A 21,025-nucleotide genomic window follows, 5' to 3' on the forward strand; every position below is an offset into this window, starting at 1 on the left:
TCTTTCAGACGAACAGGGCGACGATCACCATCACCAGCCCGACGGTTGCGGTGACCCACATCAGCGAGCGAACGACGGGGACGCCGAAGGCGTAGAGCGGCACGTAGAGCAGCCGCCCGAAGAAATAGAGATGCGTGCCGATGAAGGTGACGGTGGTCCCGTCCTTACCGGCGATATGCGCCATGATCACGGCGGCGATGAACAGCGGCAGGGTCTCGAACAGATTGGCCTGGGCCCGCATCAGGCGCCCGGCCAGCTTGCCCGGCGGCGGATTGTCTCCGTCGCGCGGGCCCGCGTTCCATTTGACGCCCAGTTCGACGGTGCGGGCGATCGCCGCCGCGCCGATCTGGACCAGGGCCAGGATGAGCGTGAAGGCCAGGAGGATGAATTCAGGCGTCATATCCATGGCTTGCACTCTCCTGTTTAGCCCTGCCGATAGTTCGGAGCCTCTCGCGTGATCATCACGTCATGGACGTGGCTTTCCCGCAGACCCGCCCCGGTGATGCGCACGAAGCGCGCCTTCTCCTGGAAGTCGGCGATGGTGGCGGCGCCGACATAACCCATGGCCGCCCGCAGGCCGCCGACCATCTGGTGCAGCACCGGCGCGATCGGACCCTTGTACGGGGTCTGGCCCTCGATGCCCTCGGGCACCAGCTTCTGGGTCTCCACTTCCTTCTGGAAGTAGCGGTCCGCCGAACCGGCGCCCATGGCCCCGACCGAGCCCATGCCGCGGTACGACTTGTAGGACCGGCCCTGGTACAGGAAGACCTCGCCCGGGCTCTCGTCCGTGCCCGCGAACATCGAGCCCATCATGGCCACGCTGGCGCCGGCCGCGATGGCCTTGGCCAGGTCGCCCGAATACTTGATGCCGCCGTCGGCGATGACCGGCGTGCCGCTTTCCCGGGCGGCGCGGACGGCCTCCAGGATGGCGGTCAGCTGGGGCACGCCCACGCCCGCGACGATGCGGGTGGTGCAGATGCTGCCCGGGCCGATACCGACCTTCACCGCATCGGCGCCCGCGTCGATCAGGGCCCGCGCGGCGTCGTAGGTCGCGATGTTGCCGGCGATGATCTGCAGGCGGTTGTTCTCGCGCTTGATGCGCTCGACGACCCGCGCGACCTGGGCCGAGTGGCCGTGGGCGGTGTCGATCACCACCACGTCCGCGCCGGCCTCGGCCAGGGCCATGGCCCGTTCATAGCCGTTGTCGCCGACGGTCGAGGCCGCGCCGACCAGCAGGCGGCCCTGCTCGTCCTTGGCCGCGTTCGGGAAGGCGTGGGCCTTCTCGATGTCCTTCATCGTGATCAGGCCGGTCGCCCGGTAGTCCTCGTCGACGACGATGACGCGTTCGATCTTGCGGGTGCGGAGCAGCTCGCGCGCTTCGTCCCGCCCGGCGCCTTCACGGACCGTGACCAGGTCGCCCGTGGTCATCAGCTGCGCGGCGGTGTGGTTCGGATCGGTGTCGAAGCGCATGTCGCGGTTGGTCAGGATGCCGACCAGCTTGCCCGACTTGGGATCCACGACCGGGAAGCCCGAGATCTTCTTGCGGGCCACGATCGCGCGGACCTCGCCCAGCGTCGTGTCGGGGTTGATGGTCACCGGATTGATGACCATGCCGCTTTCGTAGCGCTTCACTTCGCGCACCTGGTCGGCCTGTTCCTCGACCGTCAGATTGCGGTGCAGGACGCCCAGACCGCCGGCCTGGGCCATGGCGATCGCCAGCCGGCTTTCGGTGACCGTGTCCATGGCGGACGAGGTCAGGGGGATGTTCAGTCGGATGTCCCGCGTCAGCTTCGTCGAGACATCCGCGTCAGCGGGCATGATCTCGGACGGGCCGGGTTCGAGCAAAACATCGTCGAAGGTGAGCCCTTCGCGTATCTCCATGAGGAGTCTCCGTTTTGCGGGCCGCGTATAACCGTGTCGGCCCCTGAACCGCAAGGCCTCAACGCGTGCTATGGTGACGATAGGAACAATTGGCTTGCGCTGCGGCGCTCGCGCTCCGATGTAGGTGAGAATGGTTCGCACCTTGATCAGCACCGCCCGCCGCCTCGCGCTCAAGATCGCGAGCTACGGCGTCATGCACCTGGTCGTGGCCATCCTGGTGGCCTTCGCCATCACCCGGGACTGGCGGCTGGCGCTGGCGGTCGGGGTGGTCGAGCCCTTCTTCCAGACCATCGCCTATTCGATCCACGACCGCGTCTGGCACCGCATCGAGCGCCGCCGCATGCTGTCCGGCGTCGAGGAGGCGTCCGAGGCCGTCACCGCCCGCCTGGGCCTGATGACGCCGGAAGAGCAGACCCGGGCGCACGGGCATCACGGTCACGGCCATCATGGCCACAGCCACGCCCTGCCCCGCTCGTTCAAGCAGATCGCGCTCAAGTCGGTCACCTACGGCCTGATGCATTTCACCGTCGCGGTGCTGGTCGCCTTCGCCCTGACGCGCGACATCCGCATCGCCCTGACCATCGGCATCGTCGAGCCGCTGGTGCAGACGGTCTTCTTCACCGTGCATGACCGCGTCTGGAGCCGGATCGAGGCCCGCAAGGCCAAGCGGGCCGAGGAACTGGCCCAGGCCTGACGCCGGAGTGACGCCGGGCCGCACAATGGTCTAGCCTGTCCGCCTGATGCACGGCTTCGAAGCGATCCTGATCGTGATGGCGGCGGCGGTGGCGATGTCGCTGCTGGCCCAGAAGCTCAACGCCCCCTTCCCGCCCTTCGTCGCCCTGGCCGGCGCGGGCGCGGCCTTCCTGCCCTTCGCGCCAGAGATCACCCTAGACCCCCAGCTGGTGCTGGCCCTGTTCGTCGCGCCCGTGCTGCTGGACGCGGCCTTCGACAGCTCCCTGCGCGACCTGCGCCGCAACGTCGTCCCCATCGCCTTCCTCAGTCTCGCCGCCGTGGCGGTCACCACCCTGGCCGTGGCGTTCACCGCCAAGGCGCTGATCCCCGCCCTTCCGTGGGCCGCCGCGGTCGCCCTGGGCGCCATCGTCGCCCCGCCCGACGCGGCGGCGGCCACCGCCGTGCTGCGCATCATCCCGGCCCCCTTCCGCATCCGCACCGTGCTGGAGGGCGAAAGCCTGTTCAACGACGCCAGCGCCCTGCTGACCTACCGCATCGCCGTGGCCGCGGTCCTGACCACCATGCCCGGCGGCTGGCAGCTGGCCGGCTCCGTCGCCCTGGCCACCGTGGGCAGCGTCCTCTTCGGCCTGGTCGCGGCCTGGACGCAGGCGCGCCTCACCCGACTGCTGACAGAGGCGCCCCCCTCCATCGTTCTGCAGTTCATCGGCAGTTTCGGCGTGTGGATCGCGGCCGAGCGGCTGGGCCTGTCGGCCATCGTCACCATCGTCGTCTTCGCCCTCACCCTGGCCCGGCTGGCGGCCCGCAGCCCGGCGGTGATCCGCGTTCCGGCCTATGCGGTGTGGGAGACCACGGTCTTCGCCCTGAACGTGCTGGCCTTCATGCTGGTGGGCCTGCAGATCGCCCCCATCTGGCGCGACCTGCAGCCGGTGCAGCGCGAGGAGTACGCCGCCTTCGCCCTGATCATCCTGCTGGTCTGCGTCGTCGTCCGATTGGCCTGGGTGATGGGCTACAACAGCGTCGTGCAGGTGAAGAACCGGCTGTTCGGGGTCCATCTTCCGGCCGGAGCCTCGCCGCCGACCTTCGCCTCGGGCCTGGTCGTCGGCTGGGCCGGGATGCGCGGCGTGGTCAGCCTGGCCGCCGCCTACGCCCTGCCCGCCGACTTCCCGTTCCGCGACGTGATCCTGCTGGCCGTGTTCGCGGTGGTGATGGGCACCCTCGTGGTCCAGGGCCTGACGCTGGGGCCGTTGATCCGCCTGCTGGGTCTGGGCAACGACGGCGTGCTGGACGGCGAGATCCGCAAGGCCCGCGCCGCCGTCACCGACGCCGCCATCGACCATGTCTCGGGCCGGAACGACGCGCCCGCCAAGCGCCTGAAGGCCGAGTATCACGAGCGCCGCGAGGCCCTGAAGACCGCCGGCGAAGGCGACGGCCGCGTCACCCTGCCCGTCGACGACCTCGCCGAGGATGTCCTGCGCAGCAAGCGCGAACGGCTGCTGGCCATGCGGCTGAACGGCGAGATCAGCGACGCCGCCTACTATCAGATCGAGGAAGAACTGGACCGGCGCGAGCTGGCCCTGACGCCCGTGGTGCGCTGAGGTTCTATTTGGACGTCGCCCAGACATCCTTGACCATCGCCAGGGCGATCGCCGGGGGAATCATGGCGATGCGATCCACCGATCGAACCGACATGTGGGCCTTGAACATCTCCGGAGAGATTCGACGCATATACACCCGGAAAGAGGCCGTCGGGTCGGTGGCGGGGATATCCACGACGACGCCGCTGGCCCTGCACTTTTGAAATCCTCGGACAAGCGACAGCTGACAGAACTGCGTCTGCTTCATGTGGCTTTCAGAACCGCTGCTCAACATCGCGGCGTCGCATTCTCCCCACAGCCCGTCGAAGAACCACTCGCGTCGGAGGGGTTCGAAGACGATGCTGCGGACCTTCCATTCGGCCCAGACTTCACCCGTCAATGTGAAGGCGAACCCCCGATAGGTCCAAACTCTCAGCTCGGAATCGTAGTAGATTTTCGCGATCGAGTACGGGCGTTCGGGGATGTCGGTTCTTTGCGCCCAGTAGCCCTCGTATCCGGCCGGCGCGCTCCAGATCCATCTTCGCAACGGGCCGATCCTGCGGATCTGGCTTCTGGAAACCTGAAGGATCAGGATCACGAGCGCGCTCGCGCAGGCGATGGCCGCCGCGGTGATCAGCCACGGCAATTTGAGCGGGGTAAGCACGGCCGCCGCCGCGCTGAACACAAAGACCGCCAAGGCATTCGCGATACTCTCGGCGAATTTCACTTTTACGAATTCGGTGTCAGCCAAAGCTCCGCCCTCCAAGCGTAGCTTTGTTATGCATGGTTGTGCGAACCCCACAACTTGTTCGGCGCCAGCGGGCCGATCTCGACCCTGACGCCCGTGGCGGGCTAAGGCCTCAGAGCTTCAGATTGCCGTAGGCGGTGCAGCCGGGCCGGTCATCGCTCGGCCTGTTCTCCGCGTCCCGGCACACCAGCGGCCCCAGCCCCTGCTGCCCGGCCTCGCGCCGGACCTCCCACACCACCCGGTCGTCGCGCACGCCCAACAGGCCCATGTCCGGGATGTTGTCCGCGCCGTCGCCCAGCTTGACCGCGATCACCGCGAAGCCCGGATCGACGGCGTCGCGATAGACCCGCACCCCGCGCCGCCGCCTCACGAAGGCTTCGACCCCGCCGGGCAGCACCGATCCCGGCTCGACCGAGTCCAGCAGGGCCCCGCCCTCCCGGTCCGCCCGCGATTCCTCCGCCATCTGGAAGGGCACGAAGGGCAGCACGGTCAGACCGACCATGCCCCAGATCACATCCATGCCGATGTCGCGCTGCGGCGCGCCCTGATGGACGATCGGCGCGCACAGGCTGGTCACGGACAGGTCGGCGGGCGGCGCGGGCAGCCGCCCCAGCACCGCGAGGCCGTCTGACAGCGGCAGGCGTCCCATCGCGACCGTCATCGGCGAGTACGGCTTGGGCGCGAACACCAGCGCCTCCACCCCTTCACGGGTCGCGGGCTGGTTCCCGCCGGTCCGGCGCGGGACGGGCGCCTCAGGATGCACGGCGACCAGCGCCCCGTCCTCGAACACGAACCAGCCCCGGCTGCGCCTCATCAGCTCGGCGCGCGGATTGGCGTCAGGCTCCCCCGCCAGCGGGACTTCGGGAAAGCCGGTCACGCAGACGCCGCCCTCCGGCCAGGCGCGGTGGAAGCGTTTGGCGGGATAGATGTCGACCGACCGCCCGTCCTCGACGATGCGCACGGCCTCGGATGGGTCGACCGCGGCGGGCGCACCGAGGATCACCGCCACATCGCCCGGCGTATGGCCCAGCAGATCCGATACCGCCACGCGGGTGGTCGTCGGCTCCTGGGCCTGGATCACGCCGATCAGGGCCAGGGCGACGAGACTCATTTCTTGTTCAACGCCACCAGGAAGACCTCGGCGCTGTCCTTCCGGCTGGAAGCCGGCTTGACGTATTTCACCGTCTCGAATTCCTCGCGCAGCCGGGCCAGCACCCCGCCGGCGTCGCCGCCCTGGAAATTCTTGGATACGAAATGCCCGCCCGGCCTGAGCGTCCGGATGGCGAAGTCGGCGGCGATCTCGATCAGGGCGATGATCTTCAGGTGGTCCGTCTGCCGGTGCCCGACGGTATTGTGGGCCATGTCCGACAGCACCAGGTCGGGCGCCCCGCCCAGCAGGTCCATCATCTGCTGATCGACGCCCGGATGGGTGAAGTCGGCCTGGATCATGATCGCGCCCGGCACCGGCTCGACCGGCAGCAGGTCGACCCCGACCACCGAAGTCGCGCCGCGCTTGACCGCCACCTGCGCCCAGCCCCCCGGGGCCGCGCCCAGGTCGATCACCCGGCTGCCCTGACGGATCAGGCGGAACCGGTCGTCGATCTCGATCAGCTTGAAGGCCGCCCGGCTGCGCCAGCCCTCGGCCCGCGCCTTCTCGGACCATTTGTCCGACAGCTGGCGCTTGATCCACTGCTGGCTGGACATCGACTTGGTGTCCGCCGTCTTCATCTTGGTGCCCATGCCGCGCCCGGCCGCGGTCCCGCCCGAGGGCGGCTTCACCATGCGGCGGCGTTCAGGCTTGGGCTCTTCGTCGGACATGACAGGGCTATGCCCGTCTGGCCGGCGGTTGGAAACAGACCAACAATAGTCCATATTCCATCCACGCAAGGAGGCGTGGATGGATATCTCTGTGAGCGACGCGAAAGGTCAGCTGACGGAACTCGTGCGACTCGCCGAGGAGGGCGAGGAAGTTATTCTGACCCGCCACGGCAAGCCCGTCGCTCGAGTCGAAGCCATTAGCGCGCCTCGCGCGAAGGATCGGCGCGCCGTCATGGAAGCCGTCAGGCGGCAGGCTCCGCCCAAGGGACTGAACGACGTCAGCGCGGCGCGAAGTCAGGACTTCCTCTACGACGAGGACGGTCTACCGCGGTGATTGTCGTCGATACGTCTGCGTTGATCGCCATCTTGCTGGACGAGGAACAAGCGACCGCGTGTATGGAGGCTATCGATCAGGCGCCGCGCGTCGTCATTTCCGCAGGAACTCTGGCGGAGACCTTGATCGTCGCCTCTGGCCGAGGGTTTCGGGATCGCATGGCGCGAATGATTGAGGATCTCGACCTCGAGATCGCCCCCGTGACGGCGGCGGCGGCCCAACGCGCCAGCGCCGCCTATGAGGTCTTCGGCAAGGGCTATCACCGCGCACGACTGAACTTCGGCGACTGCTTCGCCTATGAGGCGGCCAAGACGCGCGGATGGCCGCTGCTCTTTGTCGGCAATGATTTCGCCTACACCGATATTCGCTCCGCCCTGCCCTCAACCCCGACAGGTGTCATGTCCGGTGATCTTTTTGGACGGGACGAACTGCCTCGCCAGATCGAGCGTCTCTTTTTTGGCCTCATGCTGCCCGACCCGGCGGCGAGATCGGCGATCGAAGTTCTGGCGGAATCGCGGGACGAACACAGCCTGCGCGGACGCCCCATCCGCGAGGACCGCTTGCACGTCACGCTGATCCACGTTGGAGACTACCAGGGCATGCCGCCGCAGTCGGTCATCGACGCCTTGCGCCAGGCCGCCGACGCGCTGTCGCCCCCCGCGTTCGATGTCGCCTTCGACCGGGTCTCCAGCTTCTCCGGCGCTCCGGAACGGCATCCTCATGTCCTGCTTGGGGACAGAGGCATCGAAGCGCTCAGGGCCTTCCGCAACGACCTCCTGACCGCAGTCATCCGCCACGGCGTTAAGCCCCTCTCCCGGCAGGACTTCAACCCGCACGTCACCCTGTCCTACGCCGACCGCCGCCTGCCCGAGCGGCCCATCCGCCCGATCTCGTGGCGGCCCGACGAGTTCCTGCTGATCCACAGCGAGGTCGGGCGGTCGATCTATCACGCGCTCGGGCGCTGGCCGCTGCGTTGACGCTTTGCCTGCGGGCCTCGCCGCCTATATGAGCAGGCGAAACTCTAACTGGAGCGCGCCCGAATGGCCGAAACCCTCACCCTCACTCTCGACAACGGCGATGGCGCCGGCGGCGACGTGGTCATCAAGCTGCGCTCGGACCTGGCCCCCAACCACGTCAAGCAGATCACCGAACTGGCCGAAGAAGGCTTCTACGACGGCGTCGTCTTCCACCGCGTGATCCCGGGCTTCATGGCCCAGGGCGGCGATCCGACCGGCACCGGCACCTCGGGCTCCAAGAAGCCGAACCTGAAGCAGGAGTTCTCGGCCGAGCCGCACGTCCGCGGCGCCGTCTCCATGGCCCGCACCTCCGACCCGAACAGCGCCAACTCGCAGTTCTTCATCGTCTTCGACGACGCGACCTTCCTGGACAAGCAGTACACCGTCTGGGGCAATGTCATCGAGGGCATGGAACACGTCGACGCCCTGCCCAAGGGCGAGCCGCCGCGCTCGCCGGGCAAGATCGTCAAGGCCACGGTGGCCTGATCAAACAAAAGGGCCGCTCGAAAGAGCGGCCCTTTTTCTACTCGATCTCCACGACCTCGACCCGCGGCCCGTTCAGGACCAGGGCGATCTCGCCGCGCTTCAGCTTCAGCGCATCCTCGCCGAACAGCTGGCGGCGCCAGCCCTTCAGGGCGTCGACGTCGGCGTCGTCGCTCAGGGCGATCTTCTCCAGATCGGCGACGTTGGCGATCAGCTTGGTGGCCACGCCCGCATTGTCGCTCTTGGCCTTCAGCAGCACCTTCAGCAGTTCGACCACCGACGGCGGAGCCGGCTGGTTGTGCGCCGGACGCTCCAGCTTCGGCGCATGCGCCTCCGGATCGGCCATGACCCGCTTCAGCTCGGCGCTGAGCTCCTGCCCCAGCCGCGAGGCGCCGAAGCCCTTCGGCACCGAGCGCAGGCGGTTGAAGGCGTCCGGATCGGTCGGGGCCTGGGCGGCGATCTCGTCGATCGCCTCGTCCTTCAGGATGCGGCCGCGCGGCTGGTCGCGCTCCTGCGCCGCCCGCTCGCGCCACACGGCGGCGGCGACGAAGGGGGCCAGGTATTTGGCAGAGAATTTCTTCGGCTTCAGGCGTTTCCACGCCTTCTCCGGATCGGTGTCGTACAGGGCCGGGTCGGTCAGGTCGCCCATCTCGGCCATCACCCAGTCCAGACGGCCGTCCTTCTGCAGACGGTCGCGCAGCTTGGGATACAGGGCCGCCAGATGGGTCACGTCGCCCAGGGCGTAGACCAGCTGCGCGTCGGACAGGGGCCGGCGGGCCCAGTCGGTGAAGCGGCTGCCCTTGTCGACTTCCTGGCGCAGCATCTGGCGGACCAGGGCCTCATAGGAGACCTGATCGCCGAAACCGGCGGCCATGGCGGCGACCTGGGTGTCGAACATCGGCTTGGGCATGGCGCCCAGCTTCACGAAGATCTCCACATCCTGCCGGGCGGCGTGGAAGACCTTGAGAATCGATTCGTCGCGCATCAGGGCCAGGAACGGCTCCAGATCGAGCCCCTCGGCCAGCGGATCGATGATCGCGGCGTCGGTCGGCGAAGCGGCCTGGATCAGGCACAGCTTGGGCCAGTACGTCGTCTCCCGCATGAACTCGGTGTCGACGGTGATAAACGGCTGGTCGGCCAGGCGCGCGCAGAATTCTTGCAGCGCCTCGGTGGTGGTGATCGGCGTCATTCGGATGCTATAGCCCCGCGCGCGCCCGTTGTGGCAAGAGCCCCAACATAATTCCGCCCACTGATTCAGGCCCGTGACCGATGAGCGACACCCCCGAGAGCCTTCGTAACGGCCTCACCTACGCCGATGCGGGGGTCGATATCGACGCCGGCGAGATGCTGGTGCAGCACATCAAGCCCTTGGCCAAATCCACGGCCCGCCCGGGTTCCGAGCCCTCGCTGGGCGGATTCGGGGCCCTGTTCGACCTCAAGGCCGCCGGCTTCGAGGACCCGCTGATCGTCGCTACCACCGACGGCGTCGGCACCAAGCTGAAGATCGCCATCGAAACCGGCCGCCACGACGGCGTCGGCGTCGATCTGGTCGCCATGTGCGTCAACGACCTGCTGGCCCAGGGCGCCGAGCCCCTGCTGTTCCTCGACTACTACGCCACCGGCAAGCTGGAGATCGACGCCGCCCGCCGCGTCGTCGCCGGCATCGCCGAGGGCTGTCGCCAGGCCGGTTGCGCCCTCGTGGGCGGCGAGACCGCCGAAATGCCCGGCATGTATTCGGGCGGCGACTACGACCTGGCCGGCTTCTCGCTGGGCGCGGTCGAGCGCGGCCACGCCCTGCCCTACTTCGATCGTCAGCAGGCCGGCGACCTGATCATCGGCATCGGCTCGTCCGGTCCGCACTCCAACGGCTATTCGCTGATCCGCAAGGTGGTCGAGAAGTCCGGGCTCGGCTGGGCCGATGACGCCCCCTTCGCCAAGGACCGCTCGCTGGCCCAGGCCCTGATGGAGCCGACCCGCATCTATGTGAAACCGGTCCTGCCGCTGATGAAGGCCGGCCTGGTCAAGGGCGCGGCCCACATCACCGGCGGCGGCCTGATCGAGAACCCGCCGCGCTGCATCGCGGAGGGCCTGCAGGCCGGCTTCGACTGGGACGCCTGGCCGATGCCGCACGTCTTCCAGTGGCTGGGCGAAGTCGGCGGCATTTCGGATCACGAACTGCGCCGCACCTTCAACTGCGGCATCGGCTTCATCCTGATCGTCAGCCCCGAGAACGCCGAGCCGGTCCTGGAAGCCTTGCTGAACGCGGGCGAGGTCGCCTTCGTCTGCGGCCAGCTGGAAGCGGCCTAGCCGCCGGCTTCAAGGCTGGAATAGCTGACACGCACCACGGTGGCCCGGCCCTCGCTCTGGCGCACCGAAACGGTGACGCCCTGGCGCGTCCAGATCAGGCGGTTGGCGGCCTCGACGGGTTCGGCCGTGAAACCGGCCTGTTCCAGCGGCTGCCGGATCGCGCGCTTCACCGTGTCCAGCGCCGCGCCCCGCGCCTGCAGGGTGCAGGTGCGCCGGACCTCGCCGTCCTCGGCGTCGTCGTCGCCGGCCAGGCGCAGCAGATAGGCCTGCCGCTCGTCGGAACTGACCATGTCGACGACCGCCCCGTCCTCGCTCGCCACGGTGAAGCCCAGGAACTCGACCGCGGCCCGGTCGCTGTCCCCGTTCACGAACGGCAGGCAGACATCGACCAGCACATTGCGCGTGATGTCGTCGGGCGGAAGCGGCGCGGACACGAGGGCGGCGGCGAAAACGGCGGCGAGCATGGTGGACCTTCCCCGAACAATCGGCCGCACTGTTTCCGAGCCCGACGCCCGACGCAAGCGCCCCTTCGGCGTGCCCGGACGTTGACCCGCCCCGGGCGGGGCGGCAAAGGTCGCCCCTCTCCCCGAGGCCTCCGCCCATGACCGCTTCCCCGCCCCGGCGCACCCGCGTCGCCATCCTGATTTCCGGCGCCGGATCCAACATGGCCGCCCTGATTGATGCGGCGCGCAAGCCGACCGCCCCGTTCGAGATCGCCCTGGTCCTGTCCAACCGCCCCACCGCCGGCGGGCTGGCGGTCGCGGCGGCGCAGGGGGTGCCCACCGTCGTGGTCAACCACCGCCTCTTCGGCCAGGACCGCGAGGCGCACGAACGCGCCATCGACGCGGCCCTGATGGAGCATGACATCGAGGTCGTGGCCCTGGCCGGCTACATGCGGCTGCTGACGCCCTGGCTGGTGCGGCTGTGGGCGGCGCGGATGATCAACATCCACCCCAGCCTGCTGCCCAGATATCCGGGCCTGGACACCCACGCCCGCGCCATCGAGGCGGGCGATACCGAGGCGGGCTGCACGGTCCACCTGGTCACCGAGGGCGTCGACGAGGGGCCGATCCTGGATCAGGAAGCGGTGCCGGTCCTGCCCATGGATACGCCCGAAAGCCTGTCCCAGCGTGTCCTCACCGCCGAACACAAGCTCTACCCCCGCGCCCTCACCGCCTTCTGCCGGGCGCTGCATTAGCTTTTCGTAATCTGACATTTTTCCCGGCGACAGCGACCGGGGATGGGCTCAGGTTGCCGCGGATTTTCCAACAGGGGCTCCCATGCTCAGACTCCGCCTCATGGCCTGCGCCGCCGGCGCCGTGCTCACCCTCGCCGCGACGACCGCCACGGCCCAGACCGCCCCGCCCATCGTCGAGATCCCGGCCAGCACCACGCCGCAGATCGGAACCTTCGGTCTCGACACCGCGGGCATGGACACCACGGTCAAGCCCGGCGACGACTTCAACCGCTACGCCGGCGGGACCTATCTGCGAAACACGCCGATCCCGGGCGACAAGACGTCCTACGGCGCCTTCGACATGCTCTTCGACAACTCGCAGGAGGCCCTGCGCGGCCTGATCGAGGACAGCGCCTCCAACCCGTCCACGCCGGAAGCGCGCCAGGTCGGCGCCTTCTACGCCAGCTTCATGGACGAGGCGACGGTCAACCGGCTGGGCGCAAGCCCGCTGCAGGCCGACCTGGCCGAGGTCCGCGCCGCCGACACCTATCCCAAGATCGCCGCCCTGATGGGCCGCACCCAGGGCGGCTTCGGCTCCAGCCTGTTCGGCGTCTACATCGCCGAGGACCTGAAGGACCCGAACCAGAACAGCGCCTACATGGTCCAGGGCGGCATCGGCCTGCCCGACCGCGACTACTATCTGGAAGACGGCTTCGCGACCCAGCGCGCCGCCTATCTGGTCTATGTGACCAAGGCCCTGACGCTGGCCGGCTGGCCCAACCCGGATCAGTCCGCCGCCGACATCATCGCCTTCGAAACCCGCATCGCCCAGCAGCACTGGACCCAGGTCCAGAGCCGCGACATCGAGAAGGGCTATTCGCCGACCACCCTGGCCGACCTGGCCCGCAACGCCCCCGGTTTCGACTGGAACGCCTGGGCCACGGCCGCCGGCATCCAGGACGCCCCGCGCCTGATCCAGTCGCAGGACAGCGCCTATCCAGGCATGGCCCGCGTCTTCTCCGAGACGCCGATCGCCACCCTGCAGGCGTGGCAGGCCTTCCACATCGTCGATCAGGCCGCGCCCTATCTGTCGCAGCCCTTCGTCGACGCCCGCTTCGACTTCTACGGCAAGGCCCTCAGCGGCCAGCCCGAGAACCGTCCCCGCTGGAAGCGCGGCGTGTCCCTGGTCAACGGCTCGCTCGGCGAGGCCCTGGGCCGCGAGTACGTGGCCCACTACTTCCCGGCCGAGTCCAAGGCCCAGATGGAGGCTCTGGTCGCCAACCTGCGCGCCGCCATGACCGAGCGCCTCCAGCACCTGGACTGGATGAGCGACGCCACCCGCCAGCAGGCGCTCTACAAGATGAGCCGCTTCGGGGTGAAGATCGGCTATCCGGAGCAATGGCGCAGCTATGACGGCCTGCGGCTGGTCCCCGGCGACCTCTACGGCAACGTCGAGCGCTCCTCGGCCTTCGAATGGGCCTGGAACCTCGGCAAGCTGACCCGCCCGGTCGATCCGCTGGAGTGGGGCATGACGCCCCAGACGGTGAACGCCTACTACAACCCGCCGCGCAACGAGATCGTCTTCCCGGCGGCCATCCTGCAGCCGCCCTTCTTCGATCCGAACGCCGATCCGGCGGTCAACTACGGCGGCATCGGCGCGGTCATCGGCCACGAGATCACCCACGGCTTCGACGACCAGGGCCGCAAGGTCGACGGCGACGGCGTGCTGCGCGACTGGTGGACCGCCGAGGACGCCGCCAAGTTCGAACAGCGCGCCGCGGTGCTGGGGGCCCAGTATTCGGCCCTCTCCCCCCTGGAGGGCTCGAACGTCAACGGCGACCTGACCATGGGCGAGAACATCGCCGACCTGGGCGGGCTGCTGCTGGCGCTGGACGCCTACCACCGCTCGCTCAACGGCCAGCCCGCGCCGGTGATCAACGGCCTCACCGGCGATCAGCGCGTCTTCCTCGGCTGGGCCCAGGTCTGGCGTGAGAACATCCGCGATGACGCCCTGCGTCAGCAGGTCACCGTGGATCCGCACTCCCCGGCCCAGTACCGCGCCGCCGTGCCGCCGCGGAACATCGACGCCTGGTACGACGCCTTCGGGGTCAAGCCCGGCGACGAGCAGTACCTGGCTCCGGACGCCCGCGCCCGCATCTGGTAGGACGCGCGCTCCAGACATGACGACGGCCCCGGAGAGCGATCTCCGGGGCCGTTTTCATTGCGCCTTGAGGCGTTAGTTCGGGCGACGCGGAGTGGTCGCCGCGCCCGCCGCCGCGCCGATCGCGGCGCCCGCGACGGTCGCGCCGGTGTTGCCGCCGATCGCCTGTCCGGCGACCGCGCCGCCGATGGCGCCGGTGGCGGCGCGCTGTTCCATGGTCGTGCCGCACGCCGCCAGCAGGGCGAGAGCGCCGATGGCCGGTGTCAGTTTCAGGATCGTTTTCATTGTTCTGGTTCCTTGGGGAGAAAGACCCGGTGAAAACGAGAGCGGCCCGCGTCCGGTTCCGGACACGGGCCGCTCAAACGGTCAAGCCTCTGAAGGCCTTATCGTTTTAGCCGACGATTTGGTCGTCGGTGAAGAACTGGGCGATCTCGATGCCGGCGTTTTCCAGCGAGTCCGAACCGTGGACCGAGTTCTCGCCGATCGACAGGGCGAACTGCTTGCGGATCGTGCCGTCGGCGGCCTGTTCCGGATTGGTCGCGCCCATGACTTCACGGTAGGCGGCGACGGCGTTCGGGCCTTCCAGCACCTGAACGACGACCGGCTCGGCGGTCATTTGCTCGACCAGCTCGCCGTAGAACGGGCGCTCGCTGTGCACGGCGTAGAATTTCTGGGCCTGTTCGGTCGACAGCTTGACGCGGCGTTGGCCGACGATGCGCAGGCCGGCGCCCTCGATCACGGCGTTGATGGCGCCGGTCAGGTTGCGGCGCGTGGCGTCGGGCTTGATGATCGAGAAGGTGCGTTCGGTCATGACGGTGACTTCTTGTTTGGGAGATTGAAGGTCGCGGGCTTATAGACGCGCCCTCCCCGGTTTCCAACCGCCTCACAATTTTGCCTCTATCGCCCGGCGCATCGCGCCACGCGGGCGCAGGGGCGTATCGAGATTTCGACCGCCGCCATGCTCCAGATCACCGACCTGACCTTCAACGCATGGGGCCGCAAATTCCTCGAGGACGCCTCCGTCAGCCTGCCGCCCGGCGCCAAGGTCGGCCTGGTCGGCCGCAACGGCATCGGCAAGTCGACCCTGTTCAAGCTGATCCTGGGCGAACTGGCCGCGGGCGGCGACGAGATCAGCCTGCCCAAGACCGCCCGCGTCGCCTCCGTCGACCAGGAACACCCTGCCACGCCCGTCAGCGTGCTGGAGACGATTCTGGAAGCCGACGTCGAGCGCCACGACCTGCTCACCCGTCTGGAGACGGCCGAGCCCGAGGAGATGGGCGAGATCTGGACCCGCCTGATCGAGATCGACGCCGACGCCGCCCCGGCCCGCGCCGCCGAAATCCTGGTCGGCCTGGGCTTCAGCCAGGAGAACCAGCAGCGGCCGATGTCGGAATACTCCGGCGGCTGGCGCATGCGCGTCGCCCTGGCGGCGGCCCTGTTCGCCGAGCCGGACATGCTGCTGCTCGACGAACCGACCAACTACCTCGACCTGGAAGGCGCCCTGTGGCTTGAGGCCCGCCTCAAGAAATACCCGCACACCGCCCTGATCATCTCCCACGACCGCGAGATGCTGAACGAGGTCTGCACCCACATCCTGCACCTCGCGAACCACACGCTCACGCTCTACACGGGCAACTACGACGCCTTCGAAAAGGCTCGCGCCGAGAAGGCCCGCCTGCAGCTGTCGGCCAAGGCCAAGCAGGACGCCGAGCGCGCCCACCTCCAGGCCTTCGTCGACCGCTTCAAGGCTAAGGCCTCCAAGGCCGCCCAGGCCCAGTCGCGCATGAAGCGCCTGGCCAAGATGGAGCCGGTCTCCACCACCATCGAGGAGCGGGTCGCCCCCTTCATCCTGCCGTCGCCGCCGCGCCCGCTGGCCCCGCCGCTGATCCGGCTGGAGCGCGCCAACGTCGGCTACGAGACCGGCAAGCCGATCCTGCGCAATCTCAACCTGCGCATGGACCTGGACGACCGCATCGGCCTGCTGGGCGTCAACGGCGCGGGCAAGTCGACCTTCGCCAAGATGATCGCCGGCGCGCTCAACGTCTCCGAGGGCGAACTGCACCGCGACAAGAAGATGCGCGTGGGCTGGTTCCACCAGCACCAGATCGAGGCCATGGACCCGACGGACACGCCGCTGGAGATCATCCGCCGCGCCATGCCCGAGGCCTCCGAGAGCAGCCGCCGCTCCAAGCTGGCCCAGTGGGGTTTGGGCTACGAGAAGCAGGAGACCACGGTCGCCTCCCTGTCCGGCGGCGAGCGCGCCCGCCTGTTGCTCAATCAGGTGGCGATGGACGCGCCGCACATCCTGATCCTCGACGAACCGACCAACCACCTGGACATCGACAGCCGCCGCGCCCTGCTGGACGCGCTGAACGACTACTCCGGCGCCGTCATCCTGATCACCCACGACCGGTCGCTGATGGAGATGGTCGCCGACCGCCTCTGGCTGGCCGCCGACGGCACGGTGAAGCCCTATGACGGCGACATGGACGACTACGCTAAATTCGTCCTGGACCGCGCCAAGATGGCCGCCGTGAAGCCCAGCCAGATCAAGGAAGAGGCCAAGGCCGCCGAGGCGCAGCCCAACAAGGGCAAGAAGGCCGAGAAGCGCTCGGGTCCCTCCCCCTCGACCCTGCGCCACGCGGTCAAGAAGGCCGAGGAGCGGATGGCCCAGCTGACCGCCGAGATCGCCCGCATCGACGACGACATGGCCAACGCCTCGATCAGCAATCCCAAGGCGCTGGAAGGCCTGACCCGCGCCCGCGCCAAGACCCAGTCCGACCTCGACGCCGCCGAGGCCGCCTGGATCGAGGCCGAGGAGACGCTGGCGGAAGCCACCGCATGACCCCGATCAAGTTCAGCCGCGAGGAGATCGTCGCCATCGCCGGCAAGCTGCGTCCCTATTTCCGGGACGAGTTCGAGGTCGAGCTGCGCGACCTCCCGGCCGAGATGCTGGTCGACTTCCTCGCCCGCGAGATCGGCCCCTTCTTCTACAACCGCGCCCTCTACGACGCCCAGGCCGTCGTCACGAAGAAGGCCGAAGACATCGCCGAAGCCATCGCCGGGCTGGAACGGGCGGAGTGACGCGTGTCTCCTCCCCGTTCGCGTTGCGAATGGGGAGGAGATCGCGCCTTCGGATCAGCCCTGTGCGGCCTGCATGTAGGTTTCCTCGTACGGCTGGACCACGACCCAGCCCTCGCCCTCGAACTTCATCTGGATGCTCTCGCCCGAGCCCCGGCCGACGAAGGTCTTGAACGAGATATCCGTCGCGATCTCCGGCGACAGCCCGCCCGACCAGGCCACCGTCGCGTTCGGGTCGGTGAAGATCGGCCCGGTCTCGCGGCTGACCTTCAGGATCAGCGGATCATAGTGGCTGGTGATCGCCACGATGCCGCTGCCGCTCAGCTTCACATTGAACAGGCCGCCGGACATCATCCCGGCCACTCGCTTCATCATGGTGATCTGGTTGCTGATGCTCGTTTCCAGCGCCAGCACGTCGTTGCCGTTGGCGAAGATCGTCTCGTTGTCCAGCCGCAGCAGGGTGATCTTCTTGCCGGTGTCGGCCAGGTAGACGCGGCCCTGCCCCTCCACCTTCATCAGCACCATGCCCTCGCCGCTGACGGCCTTCTTCAGCAGGTTGCCGAGGCCTTGCTCCATGAGGCCCTGACGGGTGAATTTCACCTGACCGGTGCGCGCCACCATGGCGCCTGCCTTGGCCCAGATCGAGCCGTTCAGCTTCACCTCCAGCAGATACTGGTTCTCCAGCTCGAAGGCGTCGGGGCTGACATCCTTCTCCTTATAGGCGGCGACGAACTCGGCGACGGTCTTCACGGGCATGGGAACCTCAAAAACGGGAACTTCAGGGAGGCGCAGGCTGACCGGAGACTTCCGGCCGGCGCAAGCCTTGTTCGTTGCAAACGCCTCGCAATCTTATAGTTTCCCACCGAACATTCGGGACCCCGACCATGACGAAGACCAAGTTGACCGCCGCCTTCCTCGCCGGGGTGATGCTGGCCCTCAACGGCGGCGGCGCGGCCCTGGCCCACCAGCCCTATCTGCGGCCCAACGTCTTCGACGCCACCGGCCGTGACCACGTCACCGTCGAAGCCTCCTTCACCGAGGAGGTCTTCGCCTCCGAGGTCGTGATGCGGTCGGACTTCTTCCACGTCGTCGGTCCCAACGGCGACACGCCGATCACCGCCGTCACCTACCTGCGCGACATCGCCGTGTTCGAGGCCGCCGTTCCCCAGGACGGCACCTACCGTCTGTCCTCCGGACCGCGTCAGGGCCGCACCGCCAAGATGTACCAGTCCGCGGACGGCGTCTGGAGAATGGTCGGCGAGGAAGACGGCCCGCCCCCACCCGGCGCCGAGCTGGTCGATGTCCAGAGCATCACCGTCGCGGACGTCTACGTCACCCGCGGCGCCCCCTCGACCGAGGCGCTGCAGACGACCGGTCAGGGCCTCGAGCTCAAGCCCGTCACCCACCCCAACGACATCATCGCCGGCGAGGACGCCGTGTTCGAGCTGCTGCTGAATGGCCGGCCGCTGGCGAACGCTCCCGTCACCGTCTTCCGTGAGGCGGGCCGCTGGGACGGCCGCAAGGTCGAGGCTGACCTCTACACCGGCCCCGACGGCCGCTTCACGCTGAAAATGTCCGGCCCCGGCGCCTACATGACCCTGATCCGCCACCGCATGGCCGCCCCGGCGGGATCACCGGTGCCCTATGTCAGCTACAGCCACACCCTGACATTCGTGGCCGAGGCGGGGTGAGGAAATCTCCCTCCCCTTCTGGGGAGGGTGGACCGCGAAGCGGGACGGGTGGGCGACGGCCGCACGGTCCAGCAATCTCTGACGCGCCCCACCCTGTCGTCGCTTCGCGCCGACATCCCTCCCCACAAGGGGGAGGGAGAAGCTCCCCCCGCCCTTCTTCCCTTCCCCGGATCACGCCATACTTGCGAATCCCATGCCCATCCGTCGCCTCCCCCCCGAGACCGTCAACCGCATCGCCGCCGGCGAGGTGGTCGAACGCCCGGCCAGCGCCATCAAGGAGCTGGTCGAGAACGCCCTCGACGCCGGGGCCAGCCGGATCGAGGTCCAGGCCGACGGCGGGGGCCTGACCCGCATCCTCATCGCCGACGACGGGCACGGCATGGCCGCCGACCAGCTGGCCCTGGCGGTCGAGCGGCACGCCACCTCCAAGCTGGAGCCGGACGACGCGGGCGACGTCGATCTGCTGCGCATCCACACCCTCGGCTTCCGCGGCGAGGCCCTGCCCTCCATCGGCTCGGTCGCCCGCCTCACCATCACCAGCCGTTCGCGCGACGGCGGCGACGCCCACCAGATCACCGTCGAGGGCGGCGACCAGAAGGCCGTGGCCCCCGCCGGCTTCCCCGGCCCGCACGGTGCCCGCGTCGAGGTCCGCGACCTCTTCTACGCCACCCCCGCGCGCCTGAAGTTCATGAAGTCCGAGCGCTCGGAGGCCATGGCCATCTCGGAAGAGATCAAGCGCCAGGCCATGGCCCATGAAGGCGTCGCCTTCACCCTGGACCTCGACGGCAAGACCACCCTGCGCCTGCCCGCCGAGCATCCGGGCGATCACGGCCGGCTCAAGCGCCTCGCCGCCCTGCTGGGCCGCGACTTCGAGGCCAACGCCCTGCTGATCGATCAGGAGCGGGACAACGTCCGCCTCAGCGGCTACGCGGGCCTGCCGACCTACTCCAGAGGCAACGCCGCCCACCAGTATCTGTTCGTCAACGGCCGCCCGGTGAAGGACCGCCTGCTGCAAGGCGCCCTGCGCGGCGCCTACGCCGACTTCCTGGCCCGCGACCGCCACCCGGCCGCCGTCCTCTTCCTCGACATCGATCCGCTCTATGTCGATGTGAACGTCCACCCGGCGAAAGCGGAAGTCCGCTTCCGCGACCCGGCCTTGGTGCGCGGCCTGATCGTCGGCGCCCTGCGTCACGCCCTCGCCGCCGCCGGCCACCGCGCCTCGACCACCGTCGCCGCCGACGCCCTCAGCGGCTTCCGCCCGCACAGCGGAGTGGCGCCGGCCTACAGCCCGTCCTCGCCCTCCGCCCAGGGCTGGAGCGGCTGGCAGCAGTGGGCCGCCCCCGCCACGCAAACCGCCCAGCTCATCCCCGGCCTCAACGAGCGCTCGGCCCGGGTCGAGAGCTTCGACACCGTCCCGGACTTCGCACCGGCGCCACAGAGCAGCGCCCAGGTCTTTGATCCGCTGGACTATCCGCTCGGCGCCGCCCGCGCCCAGCTGCACGGAACCTATATCGTCGCCCAGACCCGCGACGGCCTCGTCGTCGTCGACCAGCACGCCGCCCACGAACGCCTCGTCTATGAGCGGATGAAGACCCAGATGGCCGAGGGCGCGGTCACTCGCCAGGCCCTGCTGGCCCCCGAGGTGGTCGAGCTGGATCCCGCCGAGGCCGAACGCGTCTCCAGCCGCGCCGACGAACTGGCCGAGCTGGGCCTGATCGTCGAAGCCTTCGGCGCCGGCGCCGTCCTCGTCCGCGAGACCCCGGCCCTGCTGGGCGACACCGATGTGCAGGGGCTGATCCGCGACATCGCCGACGACCTGGCCGAACACGGCGCCGCCCTCAGCCTCAAGGAGCGCATGGCCGAGGTCTGCGGCACCATGGCCTGCCACGGCTCCGTCCGCGCGGGCCGCGTCCTCAGCGCGCCCGAGATGAACGCCCTGCTGCGCCAGATGGAGGCCACGCCCCACAGCGGCCAGTGCAACCACGGCCGCCCGACCTACGTCGAACTGAAGCTGGGCGACCTGGAAAAGCTGTTCGGGCGGCGGTGAGGCGGCGCCCGGCG

Annotated in this window: 22 protein-coding genes; 12 read left to right on the forward strand and 10 right to left on the reverse strand. The window is 68.6% G+C overall.

Annotated elements, in window-relative coordinates; translation table 11 throughout:
- Positions 1 to 4 precede the first annotated feature (4 nt).
- Together AC3WRV_RS11395 and guaB are read right to left on the reverse strand one after the other, a co-directional pair.
- Complete coding sequence (locus AC3WRV_RS11395) at positions 5 to 406, reverse strand: MAPEG family protein (protein WP_492313342.1); 402 nt, start codon at positions 404 to 406, stop codon at positions 5 to 7.
- Between the two features lie 17 nt (positions 407 to 423).
- The gene (gene guaB, locus AC3WRV_RS11400; RefSeq protein ID WP_492313343.1) at positions 424 to 1,881 is read right to left on the reverse strand and encodes an IMP dehydrogenase; all 1,458 of its coding nucleotides are present in this window, start codon (positions 1,879 to 1,881) and stop codon (positions 424 to 426) included.
- 130 nt (positions 1,882 to 2,011) lie between these two features.
- Between guaB and AC3WRV_RS11405 the strand changes: the two genes are divergently transcribed.
- Complete coding sequence (locus AC3WRV_RS11405) at positions 2,012 to 2,575, forward strand: DUF2061 domain-containing protein (RefSeq protein ID WP_291840895.1); 564 nt, start codon at positions 2,012 to 2,014, stop codon at positions 2,573 to 2,575.
- 46 nt (positions 2,576 to 2,621) lie between these two features.
- Positions 2,622 to 4,169 carry a cation:proton antiporter gene (locus tag AC3WRV_RS11410; RefSeq protein ID WP_492313344.1) on the forward strand — a complete coding sequence of 516 codons (1,548 nt, stop codon included), beginning with the start codon at positions 2,622 to 2,624 and terminating at the stop codon, positions 4,167 to 4,169.
- Between the two features lie 4 nt (positions 4,170 to 4,173).
- On the opposite strand, the gene AC3WRV_RS11415 is transcribed toward AC3WRV_RS11410, so the two are convergent.
- The 3 genes from AC3WRV_RS11415 to AC3WRV_RS11425 form a co-directional block, all read right to left on the reverse strand.
- Complete coding sequence (locus AC3WRV_RS11415; RefSeq protein ID WP_492313345.1) at positions 4,174 to 4,899, reverse strand: hypothetical protein; 726 nt, start codon at positions 4,897 to 4,899, stop codon at positions 4,174 to 4,176.
- 109 nt (positions 4,900 to 5,008) lie between these two features.
- Positions 5,009 to 6,007 carry a hypothetical protein gene (locus AC3WRV_RS11420; RefSeq protein ID WP_492313346.1) on the reverse strand — a complete coding sequence of 333 codons (999 nt, stop codon included), beginning with the start codon at positions 6,005 to 6,007 and terminating at the stop codon, positions 5,009 to 5,011.
- On the reverse strand, positions 6,004 to 6,714 hold the full coding sequence (locus tag AC3WRV_RS11425) for an RlmE family RNA methyltransferase (RefSeq protein WP_291840597.1): 711 nt from the start codon (positions 6,712 to 6,714) through the stop codon (positions 6,004 to 6,006). Before AC3WRV_RS11425 ends, AC3WRV_RS11420 begins: the two co-directional genes overlap by 4 nt.
- 79 nt (positions 6,715 to 6,793) lie before the next feature.
- Here AC3WRV_RS11425 and AC3WRV_RS11430 point away from each other — a divergent pair, with 79 nt between their 5' ends.
- From AC3WRV_RS11430 to AC3WRV_RS11440, 3 genes are all read left to right on the forward strand, one after another.
- Positions 6,794 to 7,048 (forward strand): type II toxin-antitoxin system Phd/YefM family antitoxin, encoded by a 255-nt coding sequence (locus tag AC3WRV_RS11430; protein ID WP_291840599.1) that lies wholly within the window; start codon positions 6,794 to 6,796, stop codon positions 7,046 to 7,048.
- Positions 7,045 to 8,025, forward strand: a complete 981-nt coding sequence (locus AC3WRV_RS11435) for a PIN domain-containing protein (protein WP_492313347.1) — start codon at positions 7,045 to 7,047, stop codon at positions 8,023 to 8,025. The genes AC3WRV_RS11430 and AC3WRV_RS11435 overlap by 4 nt, the downstream gene beginning before the upstream one ends.
- A 63-nt stretch (positions 8,026 to 8,088) precedes the next feature.
- A complete protein-coding gene (locus AC3WRV_RS11440; protein ID WP_291840604.1) occupies positions 8,089 to 8,550 on the forward strand; it encodes a peptidylprolyl isomerase in 462 nt (153 codons plus the stop codon).
- 37 nt (positions 8,551 to 8,587) lie between these two features.
- On the opposite strand, the gene rnd is transcribed toward AC3WRV_RS11440, so the two are convergent.
- Complete coding sequence (rnd, locus tag AC3WRV_RS11445; protein ID WP_492313348.1) at positions 8,588 to 9,736, reverse strand: ribonuclease D; 1,149 nt, start codon at positions 9,734 to 9,736, stop codon at positions 8,588 to 8,590.
- An 80-nt stretch (positions 9,737 to 9,816) separates the two neighbouring features.
- On the opposite strand from rnd, the gene purM reads away from it, so the two are divergent.
- Positions 9,817 to 10,854 carry a phosphoribosylformylglycinamidine cyclo-ligase gene (gene purM, locus AC3WRV_RS11450; RefSeq protein ID WP_492313349.1) on the forward strand — a complete coding sequence of 346 codons (1,038 nt, stop codon included), beginning with the start codon at positions 9,817 to 9,819 and terminating at the stop codon, positions 10,852 to 10,854.
- Here the strand turns inward: purM and AC3WRV_RS11455 are convergent.
- On the reverse strand, positions 10,851 to 11,318 hold the full coding sequence (locus AC3WRV_RS11455) for a hypothetical protein (protein WP_492313350.1): 468 nt from the start codon (positions 11,316 to 11,318) through the stop codon (positions 10,851 to 10,853). The two genes, purM and AC3WRV_RS11455, sit on opposite strands and share 4 nt — an antisense overlap.
- A gap of 137 nt (positions 11,319 to 11,455) precedes the next feature.
- Between AC3WRV_RS11455 and purN the strand changes: the two genes are divergently transcribed.
- Positions 11,456 to 12,052: a phosphoribosylglycinamide formyltransferase gene (gene purN / locus AC3WRV_RS11460; protein WP_291840294.1), complete on the forward strand. Its 597-nt coding sequence runs from the start codon at positions 11,456 to 11,458 to the stop codon at positions 12,050 to 12,052.
- Positions 12,053 to 12,134: 82 nt separating this feature from the next.
- Positions 12,135 to 14,195: a M13 family metallopeptidase gene (locus AC3WRV_RS11465; RefSeq protein ID WP_291840288.1), complete on the forward strand. Its 2,061-nt coding sequence runs from the start codon at positions 12,135 to 12,137 to the stop codon at positions 14,193 to 14,195.
- Between the two features lie 72 nt (positions 14,196 to 14,267).
- Here AC3WRV_RS11465 and AC3WRV_RS11470 read toward each other — a convergent pair whose 3' ends face one another.
- On the reverse strand, positions 14,268 to 14,477 hold the full coding sequence (locus AC3WRV_RS11470; RefSeq protein WP_291840218.1) for a YMGG-like glycine zipper-containing protein: 210 nt from the start codon (positions 14,475 to 14,477) through the stop codon (positions 14,268 to 14,270).
- A gap of 106 nt (positions 14,478 to 14,583) precedes the next feature.
- Positions 14,584 to 15,003 carry a nucleoside-diphosphate kinase gene (gene ndk, locus AC3WRV_RS11475; RefSeq protein WP_291840215.1) on the reverse strand — a complete coding sequence of 140 codons (420 nt, stop codon included), beginning with the start codon at positions 15,001 to 15,003 and terminating at the stop codon, positions 14,584 to 14,586.
- Positions 15,004 to 15,150: 147 nt separating this feature from the next.
- Between ndk and AC3WRV_RS11480 the strand changes: the two genes are divergently transcribed.
- Both AC3WRV_RS11480 and AC3WRV_RS11485 read left to right on the forward strand, forming a co-directional pair.
- The gene (locus AC3WRV_RS11480; RefSeq protein ID WP_492313351.1) at positions 15,151 to 17,037 is read left to right on the forward strand and encodes an ABC-F family ATP-binding cassette domain-containing protein; all 1,887 of its coding nucleotides are present in this window, start codon (positions 15,151 to 15,153) and stop codon (positions 17,035 to 17,037) included.
- A complete protein-coding gene (locus tag AC3WRV_RS11485) occupies positions 17,034 to 17,276 on the forward strand; it encodes a DUF2164 domain-containing protein (protein WP_492313352.1) in 243 nt (80 codons plus the stop codon). The genes AC3WRV_RS11480 and AC3WRV_RS11485 overlap by 4 nt, the downstream gene beginning before the upstream one ends.
- 54 nt (positions 17,277 to 17,330) lie before the next feature.
- On the opposite strand, the gene AC3WRV_RS11490 is transcribed toward AC3WRV_RS11485, so the two are convergent.
- Positions 17,331 to 18,029 carry an AIM24 family protein gene (locus AC3WRV_RS11490; RefSeq protein ID WP_291840207.1) on the reverse strand — a complete coding sequence of 233 codons (699 nt, stop codon included), beginning with the start codon at positions 18,027 to 18,029 and terminating at the stop codon, positions 17,331 to 17,333.
- 128 nt (positions 18,030 to 18,157) lie between these two features.
- Here AC3WRV_RS11490 and AC3WRV_RS11495 point away from each other — a divergent pair, with 128 nt between their 5' ends.
- Both AC3WRV_RS11495 and mutL read left to right on the forward strand, forming a co-directional pair.
- Positions 18,158 to 18,964 carry a DUF4198 domain-containing protein gene (locus AC3WRV_RS11495; RefSeq protein WP_291840204.1) on the forward strand — a complete coding sequence of 269 codons (807 nt, stop codon included), beginning with the start codon at positions 18,158 to 18,160 and terminating at the stop codon, positions 18,962 to 18,964.
- A 193-nt stretch (positions 18,965 to 19,157) separates the two neighbouring features.
- On the forward strand, positions 19,158 to 21,011 hold the full coding sequence (gene mutL / locus AC3WRV_RS11500; RefSeq protein ID WP_492313353.1) for a DNA mismatch repair endonuclease MutL: 1,854 nt from the start codon (positions 19,158 to 19,160) through the stop codon (positions 21,009 to 21,011).
- Positions 21,012 to 21,025 lie beyond the last annotated feature (14 nt).

The sequence above is a fragment of the Brevundimonas sp. EU05-FHT14B11 genome, assembly GCF_058790835.1.